At 40.4% G+C, this 19,826-nt stretch carries 13 protein-coding genes; 9 read left to right on the forward strand and 4 right to left on the reverse strand.

Annotation, left to right across the window (positions count from 1 at the left end):
* The first annotated feature begins 213 nt into the window (after positions 1–213).
* The 3 genes from ABMQ40_RS06980 to ABMQ40_RS06990 all read left to right on the forward strand — a co-directional run bounded on the left by ABMQ40_RS06980 (position 214) and on the right by ABMQ40_RS06990 (position 8,423).
* Complete coding sequence (locus ABMQ40_RS06980; RefSeq protein WP_370897933.1) at positions 214–3,348, forward strand: fibronectin type III domain-containing protein; 3,135 nt, start codon at positions 214–216, stop codon at positions 3,346–3,348.
* Positions 3,349–3,668: 320 nt separating this feature from the next.
* The gene (locus ABMQ40_RS06985; RefSeq protein ID WP_370897935.1) at positions 3,669–6,320 is read left to right on the forward strand and encodes a fibronectin type III domain-containing protein; all 2,652 of its coding nucleotides are present in this window, start codon (positions 3,669–3,671) and stop codon (positions 6,318–6,320) included.
* Positions 6,321–6,452: 132 nt separating this feature from the next.
* Entirely contained in the window at positions 6,453–8,423 is a 1,971-nt protein-coding gene (locus tag ABMQ40_RS06990) for a T9SS type A sorting domain-containing protein (protein ID WP_370897937.1), read from the forward strand.
* Positions 8,424–8,689: 266 nt separating this feature from the next.
* On the opposite strand, the gene ABMQ40_RS06995 is transcribed toward ABMQ40_RS06990, so the two are convergent.
* Positions 8,690–9,517 (reverse strand): ion transporter, encoded by an 828-nt coding sequence (locus ABMQ40_RS06995; protein WP_370897939.1) that lies wholly within the window; start codon positions 9,515–9,517, stop codon positions 8,690–8,692.
* Between the two features lie 59 nt (positions 9,518–9,576).
* On the opposite strand from ABMQ40_RS06995, the gene ABMQ40_RS07000 reads away from it, so the two are divergent.
* Positions 9,577–10,674: a Nif3-like dinuclear metal center hexameric protein gene (locus tag ABMQ40_RS07000; protein ID WP_370897941.1), complete on the forward strand. Its 1,098-nt coding sequence runs from the start codon at positions 9,577–9,579 to the stop codon at positions 10,672–10,674.
* Positions 10,675–10,676: 2 nt separating this feature from the next.
* Positions 10,677–11,453 carry a zinc ribbon domain-containing protein gene (locus ABMQ40_RS07005; RefSeq protein WP_370897943.1) on the forward strand — a complete coding sequence of 259 codons (777 nt, stop codon included), beginning with the start codon at positions 10,677–10,679 and terminating at the stop codon, positions 11,451–11,453.
* Positions 11,454–11,725: 272 nt separating this feature from the next.
* Here the strand turns inward: ABMQ40_RS07005 and ABMQ40_RS07010 are convergent, their stop codons facing one another.
* Positions 11,726–13,504: an AMP-dependent synthetase/ligase gene (locus ABMQ40_RS07010; protein ID WP_370897945.1), complete on the reverse strand. Its 1,779-nt coding sequence runs from the start codon at positions 13,502–13,504 to the stop codon at positions 11,726–11,728.
* Positions 13,505–13,802: 298 nt separating this feature from the next.
* Here ABMQ40_RS07010 and ABMQ40_RS07015 point away from each other — a divergent pair, with 298 nt between their 5' ends.
* Positions 13,803–14,942, forward strand: coding sequence for an acyl-CoA dehydrogenase (locus tag ABMQ40_RS07015; protein WP_370897947.1), 1,140 nt, complete (start codon positions 13,803–13,805; stop codon positions 14,940–14,942).
* Between the two features lie 16 nt (positions 14,943–14,958).
* Positions 14,959–15,321, forward strand: a complete 363-nt coding sequence (locus ABMQ40_RS07020; protein ID WP_370897949.1) for a hypothetical protein — start codon at positions 14,959–14,961, stop codon at positions 15,319–15,321.
* 55 nt (positions 15,322–15,376) lie between these two features.
* Here ABMQ40_RS07020 and ABMQ40_RS07025 read toward each other — a convergent pair whose 3' ends face one another.
* Both ABMQ40_RS07025 and ABMQ40_RS07030 read right to left on the reverse strand, forming a co-directional pair.
* Positions 15,377–16,297: a DUF4349 domain-containing protein gene (locus ABMQ40_RS07025; protein ID WP_370897951.1), complete on the reverse strand. Its 921-nt coding sequence runs from the start codon at positions 16,295–16,297 to the stop codon at positions 15,377–15,379.
* A gap of 209 nt (positions 16,298–16,506) precedes the next feature.
* Positions 16,507–18,102, reverse strand: coding sequence for a peptide chain release factor 3 (locus ABMQ40_RS07030; protein WP_370897953.1), 1,596 nt, complete (start codon positions 18,100–18,102; stop codon positions 16,507–16,509).
* A 289-nt stretch (positions 18,103–18,391) separates the two neighbouring features.
* On the opposite strand from ABMQ40_RS07030, the gene ABMQ40_RS07035 reads away from it, so the two are divergent.
* Positions 18,392–19,222 carry a CPBP family intramembrane glutamic endopeptidase gene (locus ABMQ40_RS07035; protein ID WP_370897955.1) on the forward strand — a complete coding sequence of 277 codons (831 nt, stop codon included), beginning with the start codon at positions 18,392–18,394 and terminating at the stop codon, positions 19,220–19,222.
* Positions 19,223–19,232: 10 nt separating this feature from the next.
* Entirely contained in the window at positions 19,233–19,817 is a 585-nt protein-coding gene (rdgB, locus tag ABMQ40_RS07040; RefSeq protein ID WP_370897957.1) for an RdgB/HAM1 family non-canonical purine NTP pyrophosphatase, read from the forward strand.
* Positions 19,818–19,826 lie beyond the last annotated feature (9 nt).

Here is a 19,826-nt window from a genome sequence, read left to right on the forward strand (position 1 = left end):
AATTATTACTTTTTATCACAAATTTATTTCTTATTCTTATCCCGAACTCGGGTTATTTTAAAATTTAGTCTTTTAAATATTTGTTTAATTATTTAGTAAATATATTGTATTTATTTTAATTTTTATTCAATAAAAATTAAATATTTGTTTTGATCGGTTAAAAAATTATTTTTATTTTTAGGCTTCAATTTTAATCCTTAATTCTATTTACCTATGAGAAGACTTTATCTTTTGGTTTTTCTTTTCTTATCATTATGGGAATTGAAAGCCCAGTACTGTACCCCGGCTGCAGGGTCGTCGAGCCAGTCTTATTATCTGAAAACGATTACTCTGACTGATCAAAGCAGTATTAATTACTCAGCTTCATCTTATCAAAGCTATGTTGACAATTCTACCCAGAAAGTTGATTCCTATCCGGGCGGAAATATTCAGCTGCACCTGGAGACAAGCACCAGTACGGCTAAGTATTATGTTTATATAGACTGGAATAATGATTTTGATTTTGATGATGCAGATGAAAGTCCTATTGCAACGACCTCTTATGCCGCCGATTACACCGGGGTTATTTCAGTTCCTTCAAGCCAGGCTCAGGGTACTTACAGAGTAAGAATCGAACTTGGTTACGTTACCCCGACGTCTCCTATTAATGCCTGTGGGCCCAGCAATTATGGGAATTTTGTTGACTTCTCCATACAGGTGGGGAATCCTCCTAGCTGCATGCCGCCTACAGCTATTACATCGTCTAATGTAACGACAAGTACAGCAGATATTTCCTGGACGCCACCAGCCTCAGCTCCTGGAAACGGGTATGAATACTATTATTCTACAAGCAATACGGCACCTGATAACAATACGGTTCCTTCAGGAGCAAGTACAACTCCGTCGGCATCATTGTCAGGATTGTCTTCCGCAACCACTTATTATGTGTGGGTAAGATCAGTATGCAGCGCAACGGATAAAAGCGCATGGTATTACCTGCCGGGAACATTTTTAACTGCTTGTGGTCCGATGACCAGCTTGTATGAAAACTTTGACAGTTATGCAACAGGAAATATCGTTCCTACCTGCTGGTACAGAATGACCGGTACAGGTTCACAAACTATTTCCAGTACATCACCGGCATCAGGCACAAGAAATATTTACCAATATGCCACTGCATCACAAAATCCTATCATTGTTGTTTTACCGGAGTTTAGTAACGTTAATGCCGGAACCCATTGGCTAAGATTCAAGGCAAGGGTTTCTTCCGGAGCTCCGGGGTCCCTTAATGTAGGATATGTAACGGACATCAATGATCCTAATACCTTTTTTGTTCTGCAGGCTTTAACAATCAATAATACTTCTTATACGGGTTCCGGTGCCGAGTATACGGTTCCGATACCGGCAACCATTCCTGCCAATGCGAGACTTGCAATCGGAAATGCTGCTGATGGCAAATCCTATTATTGGGATGATGTATACTGGGAGCCAGCTCCTACTTGTTTTGCTCCTACTTCGGTTGTTGCATCCGGTATAACGGCAAATACCGCTGATATTTCTTGGATGGCGCCTTCCACAGCACCTGGCAGCGGCTATGAATATTATTATTCGACCAGTAATACAGATCCTGTTGCTACTACAACACCTATGGGATCCAGTACTTCCACTACCGCATCATTATCAGGATTGTCTCCTGCCACTACCTATTATGTGTGGGTGAGATCCGTATGCAGCGCCACAGACAGAAGCGCATGGTCTTCTTATGGCACATTCCTGACGGCATGTGCTCCGATGACGGATCTGTATGAAAATTTTGACAGCTATACTACAGGCAGCATTGTCCCTGCTTGCTGGTACAGAATGACCGGAACAGGCTCACAGACAATTACAAGCACAACACCTGCTTCAGGCACCAGAAATATTTATCAGTATGCATCTTCTTCGCAGTCTCCTGTTATTGTTGTATTGCCGGAGTTCAGTAATATCAGTGCCGGAACTCATTGGCTCAGATTCAAAGCAAGAGTTTCTTCAGGAGCACCTGGTGCCCTTGATGTAGGATATGTAACGGACATCAATGATTCCAATACTTTCGTTGCTTTACAGACACTAACGATCAATAATACTTCTTACACCGTTTCCGGTGCAGAATATACAGTTCCGGTACCGGCAACCGTTCCTGCCAATGCAAGACTTGCCATAAGAAATGCTGCCGACAGTAAATCTTATTACTGGGATGATGTTTATTGGGAGCAGGCACCTAGCTGCTTTGCACCTACAGGAATATCATCGTCCAATGTGACAACCGCTACGGCTGATATTTCGTGGACAGCTCCTGCTGCCGCACCTGCAAACGGATATGAATACTATTATTCAACCAACAATACAGCTCCTGATGCTACGGTAACACCTTCTGGAACAAGCACCGGTACATCGGCTTCACTGTCTTCATTGTCGCCCGCCACAACCTATTTTGTATGGGTAAGATCTGTGTGCAGTGCTACCGATAAGAGTGCATGGTCTTCTTATGGAACATTCAGCACGGCCTGTGCGGCGGTTATGGCTCCTTTCTCTCAAAACTTTGACAATGGAGCGGTTCCAAACTGTTGGGAAAATGTTAACCCGACAGCAACCAGCACTTCTGCTAACCTTTTCTGGAAGTTTACCGGCAGTGCGGATTACGGCGCCAATACAGCCAATAACGGCAGACCTGCAGGTACCTACGCCTGGGTAGATGCAAGCTCGCCATACAGCGGAGCTGGTGCCAATACGGTAGAACTGATTACTCCTCCTATCAATCTGACAGGTCTTACAGAGCCATATGTATCTTTTGAATGGTTCAAAAATCATTCAACGTCAACTTCCACGACAGTATCTCCTTCTTCTTATGATGATAACAAACTTACTGTTGAAGTAAATGATGGTAGCGGATGGACGACGATCTTCAGTGATACTTCCAACTCCAATCAGTGGAGACCTGTGGGAATTGCTCTGGCACCTTCATATGTAGGAGCGACAATCCAGGTGAGATTTACTGTAGATAAGAACGTAAACGGCAACGGATATTTCTATGATGACGTACTCCTGGATAATCTGGAAGTAAAACAAAACCCTAACCTGGCTACTTCAGAGGTCTCAGGAGCTAAAAATAATATTATAGTATATCCTAATCCATTTACGGATGTGCTGAATATTTCAGATATAGCCCGTGTGAAATCTGTTTCAGTAAATGATGTTGCGGGAAGATTGGTGAAAACTATTGTAAACCCTGATTCGGCTCTCCATTTAAGTGATCTGAATTCAGGAATGTACCTGCTTACCCTTGAAATGAAGGATGGTACTAAGCAGACTATTAAAGTCATTAAAAAATAACTCAGTAAAACATAATTGATAATAGCAGCCATTTTTTGGCTGCTATTTTTTATTTATAAAGCTTTTTATTGAAATTTTTTTATGTTAAATACAGTTCTTTGATAACTGTTTTCACAATAATGACCGGTTATAAATAATTGGTAATCAATATTTAAAATTAAATCAACATATTGAGAATAAATTATTAAAATCAAATGTTTGTTTGGTTTTATTTAATATTTTAATGCTTTTTAGGTTTATGTTTGTAAAAAAATACATTATTGCTTGATATTAATTAAATTTATTTATTACTTTTACCCACTAATTTTAATTTACTGAGTATGAAAAAACTTCTACTGATGTGTTGGATATTGCTGGGAATTAGCATATCCGCACAAATCACCCTGGGGTCGGGGACCAATAAAGGACCGGCTCCTGTTAGCACCTATTACGGTTATTCATATGTACAGCAGATTTTCCCAAAAACGGAAATTAATGCTAATGCGGCCGGAAACATTACGGGACTTAAGTTTTACCTTTCCCCGAATGCTACGCTTACCAATTCGGATTCCTGGGTAGTGTATCTGGGACATACCACAAAAACCTCTTTTACTTCCACTTCAGACTGGATCCCGTTATCTGAACTAACGCAGGTTTTCAACGGAACGGTTACCAACAATGCAGGAGTTGTTGAAATAACTTTAAGCACTCCTTTTGCCTATAATAATACCGATAACCTGGTGATCGCGGCCGAAGAAAACAAGGCTGATTATGATTCCAACGGATCTTCAGAAGCCATGTATGTTTATTCTTCCGCTTCCAACAGTACTTTGTATTACAGAAGCGATACAACAAATCCTGATCCTAATGGCACACTTCCTACAGGATCACGTACAGCAAACAAATCCATCGTTACCATTATGGGATTGGAGGCAAGTGCCCTGCCTGTGTGCCCTGGTGTAACATCTCCATCTGTTTCTGCTACAGGGGTATCTGTTACCCCGACATTTGACTGGAATGCTGTTTCCAATGCGACAGGATACAGATTGTCCATTGGTACTACATCCGGAGGAACAGATGTGATGAATAATGTGGATCTTGGAAACGTTACCACCTATACTTTAAGTACTCCGTTATTGTATGGTAAGCAGTACTTCTATACGCTTAGCTCATATAATGCGAACGGATCATCAACAGGCTGCTCCGAAAGAGACTTTACTACTAAAAATATTACTTGTCCTACAGTGACAGCCCCAGCAGCGAATGCAACAAGTATGCCTCTGACTCCTACAATTACATGGGATGCTGTGACCGATGCTACCGGATACAGGATATCTGTTGGTACTACTGCCGGAGGAACAGATGTATTAAACAATGTTGATTTAGGAAATGTTACTTCTTATACATTTACCACAGCCTTGGCTTCATCTACCAAATATTATTACACGGTAAATGCCTATACTCCTAATAATACTTCAGCAAGCTGTTCTGAAAGAAGTTTTACAACCTTATGTACAGGCGCGATCTCTACGCTTCCATGGACTGAAAACTTTGACAATATGTCAAATGTAGGTTCAGGTGTAGTGCAGACTTGCTGGACACAAGTGGCGGGTACTAAGAGCTGGGCTTCAATGAACAGTTCATCAACTTCATATAATGCGCCGAAATCAACGCCTAATTATATGTCTATTGCTTATGGAAATACAGTGGCAAGCCAGCTTTGGACTCCTGCTTTTGCTTTAACGGCAGGTACCACGTATGAATTTTCATTCTATTATAATACCAACGGAACTTCCAGTTCGTATGTAGGATTTTCAGGAGATGTTCAGGTAAATACCACCGCGGATACAGCCGGAGCTACTACGATCGGTACATTTATCACATCAACTCAGGGAACAAGCTCTTATACCCAATATAAAGTGGTATATACACCAGCTACAACCGGTAATTATTATTTCGGACTGAATGTTTCTTCTACAAGTGCGCCTTGGTATTTAGGTGTTGATGATTTCCAATTACAGGTGGCCCCTACATGTCTGGAACCATCGGCTATAACATCAGCCAATGCAACCACCGGATCTGTGGATATCTCCTGGACGGCTCCTGCTTCGGCACCTGCAGGTGGTTATGATGTATATTATGACACAACAAACACAGCGCCTACTTCCACTACAACTCCGAACTATACAGGAGTAAGCGGTACCACACAGACATTGTCTAATCTTACGGCAGCTACTTCATATTATGTATGGGTAAGATCTCATTGTAGCTCAACTGATCAGAGTACCTGGGTGGGTCCATACATAGCTTCAACAAGTATTACCAATGATAACTGTAGTGCGCCAGTCGAATTGACTGTAGGTACTACTTTTGAATCAAACGCTATAGTTGGAACCAACGTTGGAGCAACTTCTGATGAAACACCGCTGTCATGTCAGACAAATGCGAACAACAACGTTTGGTATTCTGTGACAGTGCCTGCATCAGGAAACCTTACGATCGAAACCAAATCCGTTACAGGATCGCAATATACAGACTCTGTGATTAATGCATTCACAGGCTCTTGCGGAGCTTTAGTTGAAGCAGGGTGTGATGATGACACTGGTGACGGTAATTTCTCAAAACTTACTCTAACCGGACAAACACCTGGAACGGTATTATTGATCAGCGTTTGGAGATGGAGTAACAGCAGCGTGTTTGACGGACAATTCCAGATTTCAGCTTATGATGCAAGTGCGCTGGCAACCCATGATATTTCAGTGGCTAAAGATAACATTAAGGTGTATCCGAATCCGTTTGCGGAAGTATTGAACATTTCTGATGCGGCTAAAGTGAAAAATGTTCTGATCACCGATATGGCAGGAAGACTGGTGAAAACCATTGCCAATCCGGCTTCAGCCCTTTATCTGGCAGAATTGAAATCAGGTATGTATCTGATAACAATGGAAATGAAAGATGGCTCAAAACAAGCGATAAAAGCGATCAAAAAATAATTTCTGATAATTATTATAAATAATAATAGCGGCTAAATTCTTAGCCGCTATTTTTTTTAGTTAAATAAGAGCTTTATGTGAATTATTTAAAAGTTTATTGGTAATTTTATGTATAATTCAAAATATTAATCTATGGTAAAATTTTTACTTTCATGTTTACTGACGATAAGCATCACATTAACCGCCCAAATCAATTTGGGTACAGGAAGTACAGACGTTGGGGTAGCTCCAATAAGTACTTATTACGGATACTCTTACGTTCAGCAGATTTTCACAAAACAGGAAATTAATGCGAACGCGGCAGGAAATATTACAGGACTTAAATTTTATCTGGATCCTGCAATGTCTCTTATGAATTCTTCGGACTGGGTGGTGTATTTAGGGCACACAACGAAGACCTCTTTTACATCAGATTCAGATTGGATACCCGTTTCACAGCTTACACAGGTTTATTCCGGAACTGTTACCAATGCCAATGGAGTAGTGGAGATCACATTTGCTGCCCCTTTTCCTTATAATAATACGGATAATCTGGTGCTGGCAGCAGAAGAAAATTCTGCTGGCTATGATGAGAATAATTATAATGAGGTTTTTTATGTATATAATGGCGCATCCAACGCATCAATGTATTTCAGGAATGATAATGATAATCCTGATCCTGCTGCCCCAATGGATGGGAACAGGGTCTCCTATAAGTCGGTAATTACTATCGAAGGGCTTACGGAAAGCACGCTTCCGGCATGTCCCGTGATAACTTACCCCGCTGATAACGATATTTTCATCCCTTTATCCCCAAATATTCTCTGGAATCCTTCACCGAATGCTACAGGATATAAAGTATCCATCGGGACAACTCCGGGAGGAACGGATGTAGTTAACCAAGAACCCGTAACAACAACCAGTTTTATCCCTTCCACGGCTCTTTTGCCAAATACTGCTTATTATCTGAAAGTAGTGGCTGTAGGGCCGGGTGGCGAATCAGCAGGCTGTAGCCAAACGATGTTCACTACGGTGCCTCCTCCGCCAATTAATGATGATTGTTCAGACGCAATTACATTAACCGTGAATCCTGATCTCAATTGTGGAAATGTAACTTCAGGCTATACGATAGGAGCTACTGATTCCGGTCTGATCCCTGATCCTTGCTATGGTGACCCGGATGATGATGTATGGTATAAATTTGTTGCTACATCTACCACCCATCAGATTTCCCTTAATAACGTTGTTTCCATAGGCAGTACCATGGATGATACGGATACCTATTTTCAGGTATTCAGCGGGGCCTGTGGTAATCTGACGAGTATATTATGCTCAGATCCTCCTTCAGCGGTCATTAATAACCTTACAGTAGGGGATACATATTATATCAGGGTTTACAGCTATTATGACGCAGGAAGCAATCAGAGCTTTGACATATGTGTAGGAACGTTCCCGCCTCCTCCGTTAAACGATGATTGTTCAGGCGCCTTATCTGCAACCGCATTTCCGTATACCTACGTACAGACAGATGCTGCTGGTGCTACCAATAATTCGGGATTTGTAACTGCTTGTAGTGATAATGAAATGAATGACGGTACATGGTTTACATTTACAGGGGACGGAGATATATTCAACGTATCAGTGGAAATGCCAGCAGGCAGTAATTTCGATCCTCAGATAGGAGTGTATACGGGAAGCTGTGGCAGCCTGGTTTGTGAAGGAACGGTAGATGATGAAGGACAGGGAGATACCGAGACCATTTCATTCTCGACTATGCCGGGTACGGTTTACTACATCAATGTAGGACATTACAGCGGATACTCCGATGAGCTGGAAGGTACCTTCACCATCAATATTACTAAAAATACATTGGCAACAGCTGAGGTGTCGGGTAGTAAGAATAATATCAGATTATATCCGAATCCGTTCACTGAAACATTGAACATCCCGGATATTTCAAAGGTGAAATCAGTTGTCATTTCAGATATGTCCGGCAGGCTGGTAAAAACAATCACGAATCCGGCCTCAACCCTTCATGTAGGAGATTTAAAATCGGGATTGTATTTGGTGACGCTGAATATGAAGGATGGTTCCAAACAGGCTTCAAAAATGATCAGAAAATAGAAAAGATATTATCAATATCAACGGAAGAGGGTAGCAGTCTGCTACCCTCTTTTATATTGTTTTTATTTATCTGGAACAGGCTGCAGATCTCCCGTATTCAGATTAGAAAATACGGCGGGGAAAAATGTCACAAGGATGAAATAAACAATTACCATCAGTACAATTAAGGAGAAAAGAATAACGACTAAACTGTTTGGCTTATTTTTCTTTTTTGGTTCCATGATTTTTGTGTATTTGGTTAATAAGTTAAAAATTGATAGTAAGCATCATGCTAATTTCTTGCCACATTGTTTGCAATACCTGGCATCATCATCAATATCATCATTCCCGCACCGGTCGCATACCTTTTCCAGGTTCTGTCTTTTATTTCTCATTTCGGCTGTTACAATCCCTGTAGGAACGGCGATAATGGAATAACCTGCAAGCATAAGCACAACAGCAAAAAATTTTCCCATAGGAGTAATGGGCGATACGTCTCCATATCCCACGGTAGTTACAGTAACCACCGCCCAGTAAATAGATTGCGGAATGGTTTCAAAACCAGGTCTTCCTCCTTCCACCATGAACATCATGGAACCTACAATTACCGAAAAGATGATTAGGAACAAGAGGAAAATATAGATCTTTCTTGAGCTGTTTTTTAAAGCTCTTACGATGAGATAACCGTCATTCATAAAATCCAGGAGATTGAAGATCCTGAATATCCGCAGCATTCTCAGCATTCTGAAAATTAAAAAATATTTGGTAACCGGAAAGAAAAAACTTAAGTAAAAAGGAACCAGCGCCAGAAAATCTATGATCCCGAAAAAGCTGAAAATATAGTTTCTCTTGTTTTTCACAACAGCAATCCGCATCAGGTACTCAATGCTAAAAAATATGGATATGATCCATTCAAGTACAAGGAAAGTGTTGTGAAACCTCTCATCCAGTTTATGTACACTTTCCATCATGATGATGGCAGTACTTATCAGGATCAAGGATAATAAAACGATGTCGAACAATTTCCCGAGCCGGGTGTCAGACCGGTAAATTACTCTGTACAGGAACCTTTTCCAAAGTGTATCTTCAGGAATAAGATTGTGCTCTCTTTCCATTTGCGAGTTTTTTAAATTAACAAATTATCCCTATTTTCGTAACAAACATACATAATAAAATGACAATAAGCGAAGTAATTTCAAAAATAGAAGAACGGATCCCGCTTCAGCAGGCAGAAGAGTTTGATAATGTAGGTTTATTGTGTGGAGTCCCGGACCGCAATGTAAGCGGCATACTGGTTTGCCATGATGCCCTGGAAAATGTGGTGGAGGAAGCGATCCGGAAAAATTGCAATCTTATCGTATGTTTTCATCCCATCATATTTTCAGGATTGAAATCACTGACCGGGAAAAATTATGTGGAAAGAGCGGTCTTAAAGGCCATTGAGCATAAAGTGGCGATCTATGCCATTCATACGGCGTTTGATAATGATTTCTTCGGAGTAAATGCCGGAATCTGCAACCGGCTTGGCCTGAAAGACATAAAGATTCTTCAGCCTAAAAAAGATAATTTAAAACAGTTGACAGTTTTTGTTCCTGAAGAGTATACAGAGCAGGTAAAGGAAGCCCTTTTCTCAGCCGGAGCAGGGAGTATCGGATTCTATGATGAATGCAGTTTCACCGTCGGGGGTAATGGCACATTCAGACCGGTTGAAGGCTCAAATCCCTTTTCAGGCCAACAGAACATTCGTGAGAATGCTGATGAAAACATGATTTCTGTGATCTTCGAAGGCTATAAGCAGGGAAGAATCATTTCGGCAATGAAGTCCGCACACCCTTATGAAGAGGTTGCTTACCAAGTCTATCACCTGGAGAATGAGAACCAGTATGCCGGATTGGGCATGTATGGAGTGCTGGAACAGGATATGGATGAAAAGGATTTCTTGCAGCTGGTGAAAGAAAAATTCAATCTGGAAATTATCAGGCATTCCCCATTCACTCATAAAAAAATAAGAAAAGTAGGCGTTTTGGGTGGCTCCGGAGCCAGTGGTATTAAATCCGCTTTGTCTCAAAAATGTGATGCCTACCTCACAGGAGATGTTAAATACCATGACTTCTTTCTGGCGGAATCTAAAATGTTGATTTGTGACATAGGGCATTATGAATCAGAACAATTTGTAACTCAACAATTATTTGAAATTTTGTCACAAAAATTTAGTACATTTGCAATCTCAAAATCTAACGAAAAAACAAACCCAGTAAATTATTTCCTTTAGATATGGCAAAAACCAACGATATTTCAGTTGAAGAGAAACTAAGAGCTTTATACGATTTGCAGATCATTGATTCGAGATTGGATGAAATCCGAAATACAAGAGGAGAATTGCCAATCGAGGTAGAAGATCTTGAAATTGAGATTGAAGGGCTTGAAAAAAGAGCTGAAAAATTTCATGCGGATATCAAAGATCAGGAAGACCAGATCAAAACAAAGCATGAAGTAATCAACCATGCGAAAACCTTAATTGAGAAATACAAATCTCAGCAAGATAATGTAAGAAACAACAAAGAGTTTGAAGCTTTAGGTAAAGAAATTGAATATCAGGAACTTGAAATTCAGCTTGCAGAAAAAAGAATTAAAGAGTTCGGGGCTAAAATCGCTCATAAAAATGAGACGTTAAACGATCTGAATGCAAAGATCGACGAACTTAAGAGCCACCTGAAGTTTAAAAAGGACGAACTGGAAGGGCTGATTGCCGAAACACAGAAAGAAGAAGAATACCTTATAGAGCAGTCGAAAGAATTTGCGGCTAAAATTGATGACAGACTGTTGGCTTCCTATAACAGGATCAGAAACAACTCTGTAAACGGACTTGCCGTAGTAGGATTGGAAAGAGGTGCTCCAAAAGGTTCCTTTTTTACAATTCCGCCTCAGAAGCAAATGGAAATTGCCCAGAGAAAGAAAATTATCATTGATGAGCATTCAGGTAAGATCCTGGTTGATGATGAGCTGGTAATGGAGGAAACTGAAAAAATGAAATCTGTGATTAAATTCTGATTTTAATTACAAATAAAATACAAACGGGACAGAAATTTTTCTGTCCCGTTTTTTATCGGATTATAACGGAATCCAGTTCTTTTGAGATCATTATTTCAGCCTGTTTTTAAGATAATAAAAATATTCGGCAACCGGTTGATCTTATTGAAAATCTGTGGGCTTATTCGTCTTCCTTTTCTATTATGATGATTTCAATTGTCGCGTCGGAAATATAACAAATAAACCGATCCATCATTGGATCGGTTTATTTGTTATATAATCCTTTTGGAAGATTATTCGTGATGCTCATACATTTTATTATAAAGATCAATAAACCTCTCTTTGATAGCTTTTCTTTTCAGCTTTAAAGTGGGAGTCAGAAGACCGTTTTCCACATTCCATGTCTCAGGCGTCAGTTCGATTTTCTTGATTTTTTCCCAGTTACCCAGGTGTTCGTTGATATTGTCTATCTCTTTCTCTATTCTTTCCTTTAATTCAGGGCTTTTAGAAATTTCTTCCGGTGTGGAGCCAATATTAAGGTTATTTCTCATCGCCCAGCTCTTTGCAAATTCAAAATCCGGCTGAATCAGTGCGCAAGGCATTTTTTCGCCATCACCTACTACCATGATCTGCTCAATAAATTTGGAAGCCTTTGCCAGGTTTTCAACTGTCTGAGGGGCAATATACTTCCCGCCTGATGTCTTGAACATTTCTTTTTTACGATCCGTGATCTGCAGAAAGCCGTCGCTGTCGATATGCCCGATATCTCCTGTTTTAAAATATCCGTCCTCGGTAAATGCCTCTTTTGTCATTTCTTCATTTTTGAAGTATCCTATGAAAACAGACGGGCCTTTTACGGTGATTTCACCGTCTTCCTGGATCTTAACGTCCAGATTATCCAAAGGTAATCCCACGGTACCGATTTTCATTTTTTCAAAGCTGTTTACGGAAATTACCGGAGAGGTTTCCGTTAAGCCATAACCTTCCAGGATAGGGATTCCCGCGTTTTGGAATAGTGTATTTAGCCGGATGGACAAGGCGGCAGAACCTGAAACCAGAGTGATGATTTCTCCTCCTAGCCCTTCTCTCCATTTGGAAAATACCAGTTTATCAGCAATAATTTCTCCTAAACCGGACGGTTTGGAAATTCCCTTTTTCTTATTGATCAGATTTAAAGCCCAGAAGAAAATCTTTGATTTTAAGCCTCCGGCAGAAGCTCCTGTGTTGTAAATTTTATCATAAACCTTTTCCACCAGTCTTGGAACCACGCTCATGTAATGAGGTTTTACTTCTTTCACATTTTCTCCCATCTTATCAATACTTTCCGCAAAATAAACAGAAAACCCGCTATATTGGAAAAGATAAAAAAGCATCCGTTCAAAAATATGGCAGATGGGAAGAAAGCTTAAGACCCTTATATCTTTGTAATCAAGATTCTTTTTCCTGGGTATTCTTGGTATGGAACCCAGCACGTTGGAGACAATATTGTGATGGGTAAGCATCACGCCTTTCGGTTTGCCGGTAGTGCCGGAAGTATAGATGATCGTGGCCAGATCTTCAGGATTAATCGTTTTGGCCAGATCTTCCACTTCAATCTGGGTGGAATCATCCTCGCCCAGATCCAGGATTTCCCTCCAGTTGGCCGCTCCGCTTATATTATCAAAAGTGAAGACCCCCTGTAAAGAAGGGATATTATGTTTTACTTTCATTACCTTAGCCAGGAGATCCTTATCAGAGACGAAACAATATTTTATTTCGGCGTTGTTAAAGATGAACTCATAATCTTCAGGAGAGATATTGGGATATACGGGAACGGAAACAACCCCGATCTGGGAAAGCCCCAGATCCATGATGGCCCATTCTGTACGTGAATTGGTTGTGATCAATGCTATTTTGTCTCCGGGTTTTATCCCCAGTTTTAAAAGTCCTCTTGATATCTTGTTTCCTTCATTGATGAACTCCTGAGTTGAGGTCTTTTTCCATTCCCCATGATATTTGGTTACGAACATATCGTTTTTCGGAAATTTTTCCAAAGCATATTGGGGGATATCAAATAATCTTTTAATCGTCATGATTTTTGAACATAGTTTAAAGAATTTTAAATATAAGCATTTTTTTTAATTAAAGAAATTAGAATCCGGTAATTAAGTGTGAGTTGAATGCTTACCATAACAATCAGGCCTTCCGGGAAAAGACAGTCATTTCAGATCCTGTGAAAAGAAAAGACATGACCATATCCGTTATGGCCAAGTGACATTTAAACAGGACCGGAGCGATGTTTTTGCCGGCCTCTGCCCATGAATTTTAGATACTATTTTCCAGATTTACCTAAAAAGTGTAAATTAGCGACCATCTAATTATTAAATTTTTATGGACTTTAATTTATCGGAAGAACAGCTGATGATTCAGCAGGCAGCAAGGGATTTTGCACAAAACGAATTATTACCGGGAGTAATAGAAAGAGACCGCGATCAGAAGTTTCCCGCAGAGCAGGTAAAGAAAATGGGTGAAATGGGACTTTTGGGAATGATGGTGGATCCTAAATACGGCGGTGCCGGTATGGACAGCGTTTCTTACGTTTTGGCTATGGAGGAGATCGCTAAAGTGGATGCTTCCGCAGCTGTTGTAATGTCTGTAAACAACTCATTGGTTTGTGCGGGGCTTGAAAAATTTGCTTCCGAAGAACAAAAGCAAAAATATCTTGTTCCTTTGGCGAGCGGCCAGGTGATCGGCGCATTTGCATTATCTGAACCTGAAGCAGGTTCTGATGCCACCTCACAAAAAACTACCGCCGAAGATAAAGGAGACTATTATCTTTTGAACGGGATTAAAAACTGGATCACCAACGGTGGAACTGCATCTTACTATATTGTAATAGCCCAGACAGATCCTGAAAAAAAGCATAAAGGAATTAATGCATTTATTGTGGAAAGAGGATGGGAAGGCTTCGAGATCGGGCCGAAGGAAGACAAGTTGGGCATCAGGGGTAGTGATACACACTCATTGATTTTCAATAATGTGAAGGTACCGAAAGAAAACAGGATCGGCGAAGACGGCTTCGGATTCAACTTCGCAATGGCTGTATTGAACGGGGGAAGAATAGGTATTGCTTCCCAGGCTTTAGGTATTGCTTCCGGAGCTTATGAATTAGCTTTGAAATATGCTAAAACGAGAAAAGCTTTCAAAACGGAGATCATTAACCACCAGGCCGTAGCGTTCAAACTGGCTGATATGGCTACGCAGATCACTGCCGCAAGAATGCTCTGCTTCAAGGCTGCAACTGAAAAGGATGCAGGAAAGGATATTTCCGAAAGCGGGGCCATGGCAAAATTATATGCTTCTCAGGTGGCCATGGATACTACCATTGAAGCTGTACAGATCCATGGAGGATATGGCTATGTGAAGGAATATCATGTAGAAAGACTGATGAGAGATGCCAAAATCACCCAGATCTATGAAGGAACTTCCGAGATCCAGAAAATAGTGATCTCAAGAAGCATTGCAAAGTAACTGTTAAAATCAAGCTATGAAATACCTGTGGATCAGTCTTGGTGTTATCCTCTTGTTACTGGGCGTATTCGTCTGGTATAAATATTTCTTCGTGTTCGGGGAAGGCGTGAAATCAGGTTACCTGAATTATGCCATAAAGAAAGGCTACATCTTTAAAACCTATGAAGGTAAGCTGATCCAGGAAGGCTTCGGCAGAGGGAAAACCGGTACCATTACCAGCTATGAATTTGAATTTTCAGTGGAGGATCCACAGATCTTCAGGCAACTGGAAATGAACAGCGGAAAAACCTTTGATCTCCATTATAAGGAATACAACGGAGCCCTGCCATGGCGGGGAAATACCAGGTATGTAGTAGACAGAATAGTGAATATGAAATAGTAGACAAAGGCTCCCGATCCGGGAGCCTTTGTCATACACAAACCACAATACAATACTATTGATTGGAATGTCCGTTGGCAGATCTTGCCTTTCTTTTATAAAAATAATATCCTGCTCCTGCCAGTAAAAATAAAGGCCAGAAAGGAAGCAGAAAAAGAAAGATCGAAGTAATGACATTCCAGCCTGAAGAAATGGCAGCCCAGGATTTATCGCTAAAGGTTTTGGGCTCATCACTTTTTGCGTAGGCCTCATCAGTTTCGTAAAGAGTTATATCTACCTCACACATGGTGTTCTGTACCAAGCTCTGCCCGGAAACTTCAATTCCTTTATTTTCAACTTTACCGATGTTATAGCTGATCTCATCCATCAGGTATTCAAATTTCTGAATAGGGACTTTTATTTTCAGATAGGCGATTTTCCTGTCATTATTATTGAGGGAAATATTTTCACTTCTGATAAAGCCATCATATTTCAGAACTTCTTCCTTTACGGTTTCCTTTGCGGTTTCTGCATCATTCACGGTCAGTTCCAGCGTGCCGGTTTTTATCATTTTATCCTTTGGTGCCGGTTCATCGCTTTCATTTCCGGACTTTTCTTTATAAATGACTTTCGTTTCCTTGATGACTCTGGTAGCAGGAATATTTACTGCAGTCTTCCTGTTTTCATGGGCTGAATCCTTTTTCCCGGTTTTGGATTCCAGCTTTGTCACAGCGATTTTATCCGATAAAGAATCTATGCTTTTTGAGGTGGCTTCAAGCTTTTTCCTGATGCCTGTGGTAGTGCTGTCAAAATCTTTTATTCTTACATGAGCGGAATCCAGAACAGTACTTGCGGTATTGCGGATATCATTCATATTTTCAACAACATCTGATACTGCACTGTCTGCGGAATTTGCCAAACCGGATTGTGAAACTTCTCCCTTTTTGCACATGATGAAACTGCCTGATACGGCAATAAGTAAAATGAATTTTTTCATAAATATTAATTTTTGATGGGGTAAAGTTAGACGTGGAATCCGGAGTGTATTTGTAAATAAAGAGTATTATATTGGTAAAATCGGATTCGTAAGAAAGCCAGGTACTTAAACTTATTTTACAAAGGATTTACAAAGATTTTCAGATAATTTTTCAAAAAAAATCCGCAAGAATCTCCTGCGGATTTTATAAATGATGTATTTAATGCTGATTAATTATTTTGAAATTCGCTGATGAAATGCAGCTTCACATTAGGAAATTTTTCCTGCGTCATATGGATGGTGAAGGAGGAATCTGCCAAAAATACCAGCTGGTTGTACTTATCCCGGGCTAAGAACCTCTGTTTAAGCCTTGCAAATTCTTTAAATTCTTCAGACTTCTCATCAGCCTCCACCCAACAGGCTTTGTGCATGGAAAGCGGCTCATAGGTACATTTAGCACCATATTCATGTTCCAGACGGTATTGGATGACCTCGTACTGGAGGGCTCCTACGGTACCTATGATCTTTCTGCCGTTCATTTCCAGTGTGAACAGCTGGGCTACCCCCTCATCCATCAGCTGGTCTATGCCTTTGGCCAGTTGTTTGGCTTTTAAAGGATCTGCATTGTTGATATAGCGGAAATGTTCCGGAGAAAAGCTGGGAATACCCTTGAAATTTAGTTTCTCCCCACTCGTTAAAGTATCACCGATCCTGAAGCTCCCCGTATCATGAAGGCCTACGATATCACCCGGGAAACTTTCGTCTACAACTTCTTTCTTGTCTGCAAAGAAAGCATTTGGGGATGAAAATTTCATTTTTTTACCTTCTCTTACCAGCAGATAATTTTCATTTCGTTTAAAAGTTCCGGAAACAATTTTCACGAAGGCCAGTCTGTCCCTGTGCTTAGGGTCCATATTCGCGTGGATCTTGAAAACAAATCCCGTAAAATTATTCTCTTCGGGCTTTACCAGACGTATGTCGCTTTCTTTCGGCTGTGGCATGGGAGCAATTTCAATAAAGGCATCCAATAATTCCCGTACTCCGAAATTATTTAGTGCTGAACCAAAGAAAACAGGTTGCAAATCGCCCTTCATATAATCTTCCCGGCTGAACTCGGGGTAAACAGATTGCACCAGCTCAAGCTCATCACGTAAGGTTTGTGCGGCTTTCGGTCCGATAGCCTCGTCTATTGCAGGATCATTAATGTCATCAAAAGTGATGGATTCTCCCACTTTTTGCTTTTTTTCTTCCAGAAACAACTGGATATTATTTTCCCAGATGTTGTAAATCCCCTGAAAGTCACTTCCCATACCTATAGGAAGAGAAAGAGGCACTACACTTAGCCCTAATTTCTGTTCCACTTCATCCAGAAGATCGAAGGCATCCTTTCCTTCACGGTCAAGCTTATTGATAAAAACAAGCATTGGGATATTTCTCATTCTGCATACCTGAACCAGCTTTTCAGTCTGTTCCTCAACCCCTTTGGCAACGTCAATTACAACAATTACAGAATCAACAGCGGTCAAGGTCCTGTAGGTGTCCTCTGCGAAATCCTTGTGTCCCGGGGTATCCAGGATATTGATTTTATGCCCTTTATATTCAAAGGCCAATACGGAAGTTGCCACAGAGATCCCTCTCTGTCGTTCAATCTCCATAAAGTCGGAAGTAGCTCCTTTTTTTATTTTGTTGGACTTTACCGCACCCGCCTCCTGGATGGCTCCCCCGAAAAGTAGCAATTTTTCCGTAAGGGTGGTTTTTCCGGCATCGGGGTGGGAAATAATTCCGAAAGTCTTTCTTTTTTCTATTTCTTTGATTAAGTCTGACATAGTGTATTTTGAGGTTGCAAAAATCGTGATTTTTTATTAAAAAATGAAAACTTTCTGAAAAATGAGGCCTTTAGGTCTTGCAAAGGCTGGGTTTTTGTTTGACGGCATATTTTTAACGATTATCTTTGTTAAAGTTTTTACAGCAATACCGGGATCCGGGGACATTGCGCTGAGCTGATTCATTAACAATGACCGGGCGTAGCTGATCCGGACGCGAACGGAATTGTTCCCGGTGGGAAATGTGAACAGTATACATACAAATAATTATATTTGACAAAGTTTTAAATTAATGGAAAACAGTAAATACCCGAAATTTACCTTTACCTGGATCGGTGGCCTTATTTTATTGATAGGCTTGTTCGTAGGAACAACATTTGTCTCTTTTCTGAATGTTTTCTGGATGCTTGTCTTTAAAATAAACCTGCAGTATAAAGACTGGTTTTTCATGCTTATGAATGCAGCCGGATTTTTAACGGCCATTGCTTTTTTTGACTTTTTCATTGTCAGGCCCACCACAAAGAAGAAATTGAACTTTAATTTTTCATCTACAAATTTCTATACCTATGTTCTTATTTTTCCCATGATGCTGGGAATGATGTTCATCGGAGAATTTATTACAGCACAAATTCCTGTTACAGGGCCATTCTGGGGGAAATATTATGAATTTTTTACCCAATTGATGGATCAGATTACCAATGATAAGGTGGTGATGTTTATGACCACAGTGATTATGGCGCCGGTTTTTGAAGAGATCATCTTCAGAGGCATTATTCAGAAAGGGCTGATCAATAAAGGAGTGAAGCCTGGAAGGGCCATTCTGTATGCGGCTATTATTTTCGGGCTGGTGCACGGCAACCCGTGGCAATTTGTAGGAGCAGTGCTGTTGGGATGTGTTCTTGGGGTAGTTTATTACAAAACAAAATCATTATTGTTGCCTATGCTGCTTCACGGGTTTAATAACCTGTGTTCATCATTACTGATTACCTATACGAAAAATGAAAGCTTTTCAGAGGCGTTACACGTTTCTGAGTGGATTATATTAACAGTCGGAATTATACTTTTTACTTTATTCTACTATCTTTTTATGAAAAAGTACAAGGTGCATTATTCTGAAATCTAAATGAAAAAATATGGAATTATTGGTTGCTACCCACAACAAGCATAAAAAAGAAGAGATTCAGCAGATTTTAAAAGACGGTTTTATTGTCAAAAGCCTTACAGATTATGATATTCATGAGGAAATTATTGAGGACGGGGATTCTTTCAATGCCAATGCGCTGATTAAGGCCCGCTATTGTTTTGAGAAGACGGGGATCCCAAGCTTGGGAGATGACAGTGGCCTGGTTGTAGAAGCGCTGGACGGAAGACCGGGAATTTTTTCTGCACGCTATGCCGGAGACCATGATTTTGCTAAAAATATAGAAAAAGTGCTGCAGGAAATGGAAGGCATTGACAACAGAAAAGCTTATTTCATTACTGTTTTGTGCTACTATGATGAGAATGGCGCCAGATATTTTGAAGGAAGGGTCCACGGAAACCTGCTGACGGAAAATAAGGGGTTTAAAGGATTCGGCTACGACCCGATCTTTGTGCCTGAAGGATATGACAGAACCTTTGCGGAAATGAACCCTGAAGATAAAAACAAAATAAGCCACCGTAAAAGAGCGCTGGATTTATTTTTAGATTTCCTTAAAGTAGCTGATAAGCAACAATAAAAGTTCAGG

It is taken from the genome of Chryseobacterium gossypii, assembly GCF_041361455.1.
Lineage (GTDB): Bacteria > Bacteroidota > Bacteroidia > Flavobacteriales > Weeksellaceae > Chryseobacterium > Chryseobacterium gossypii.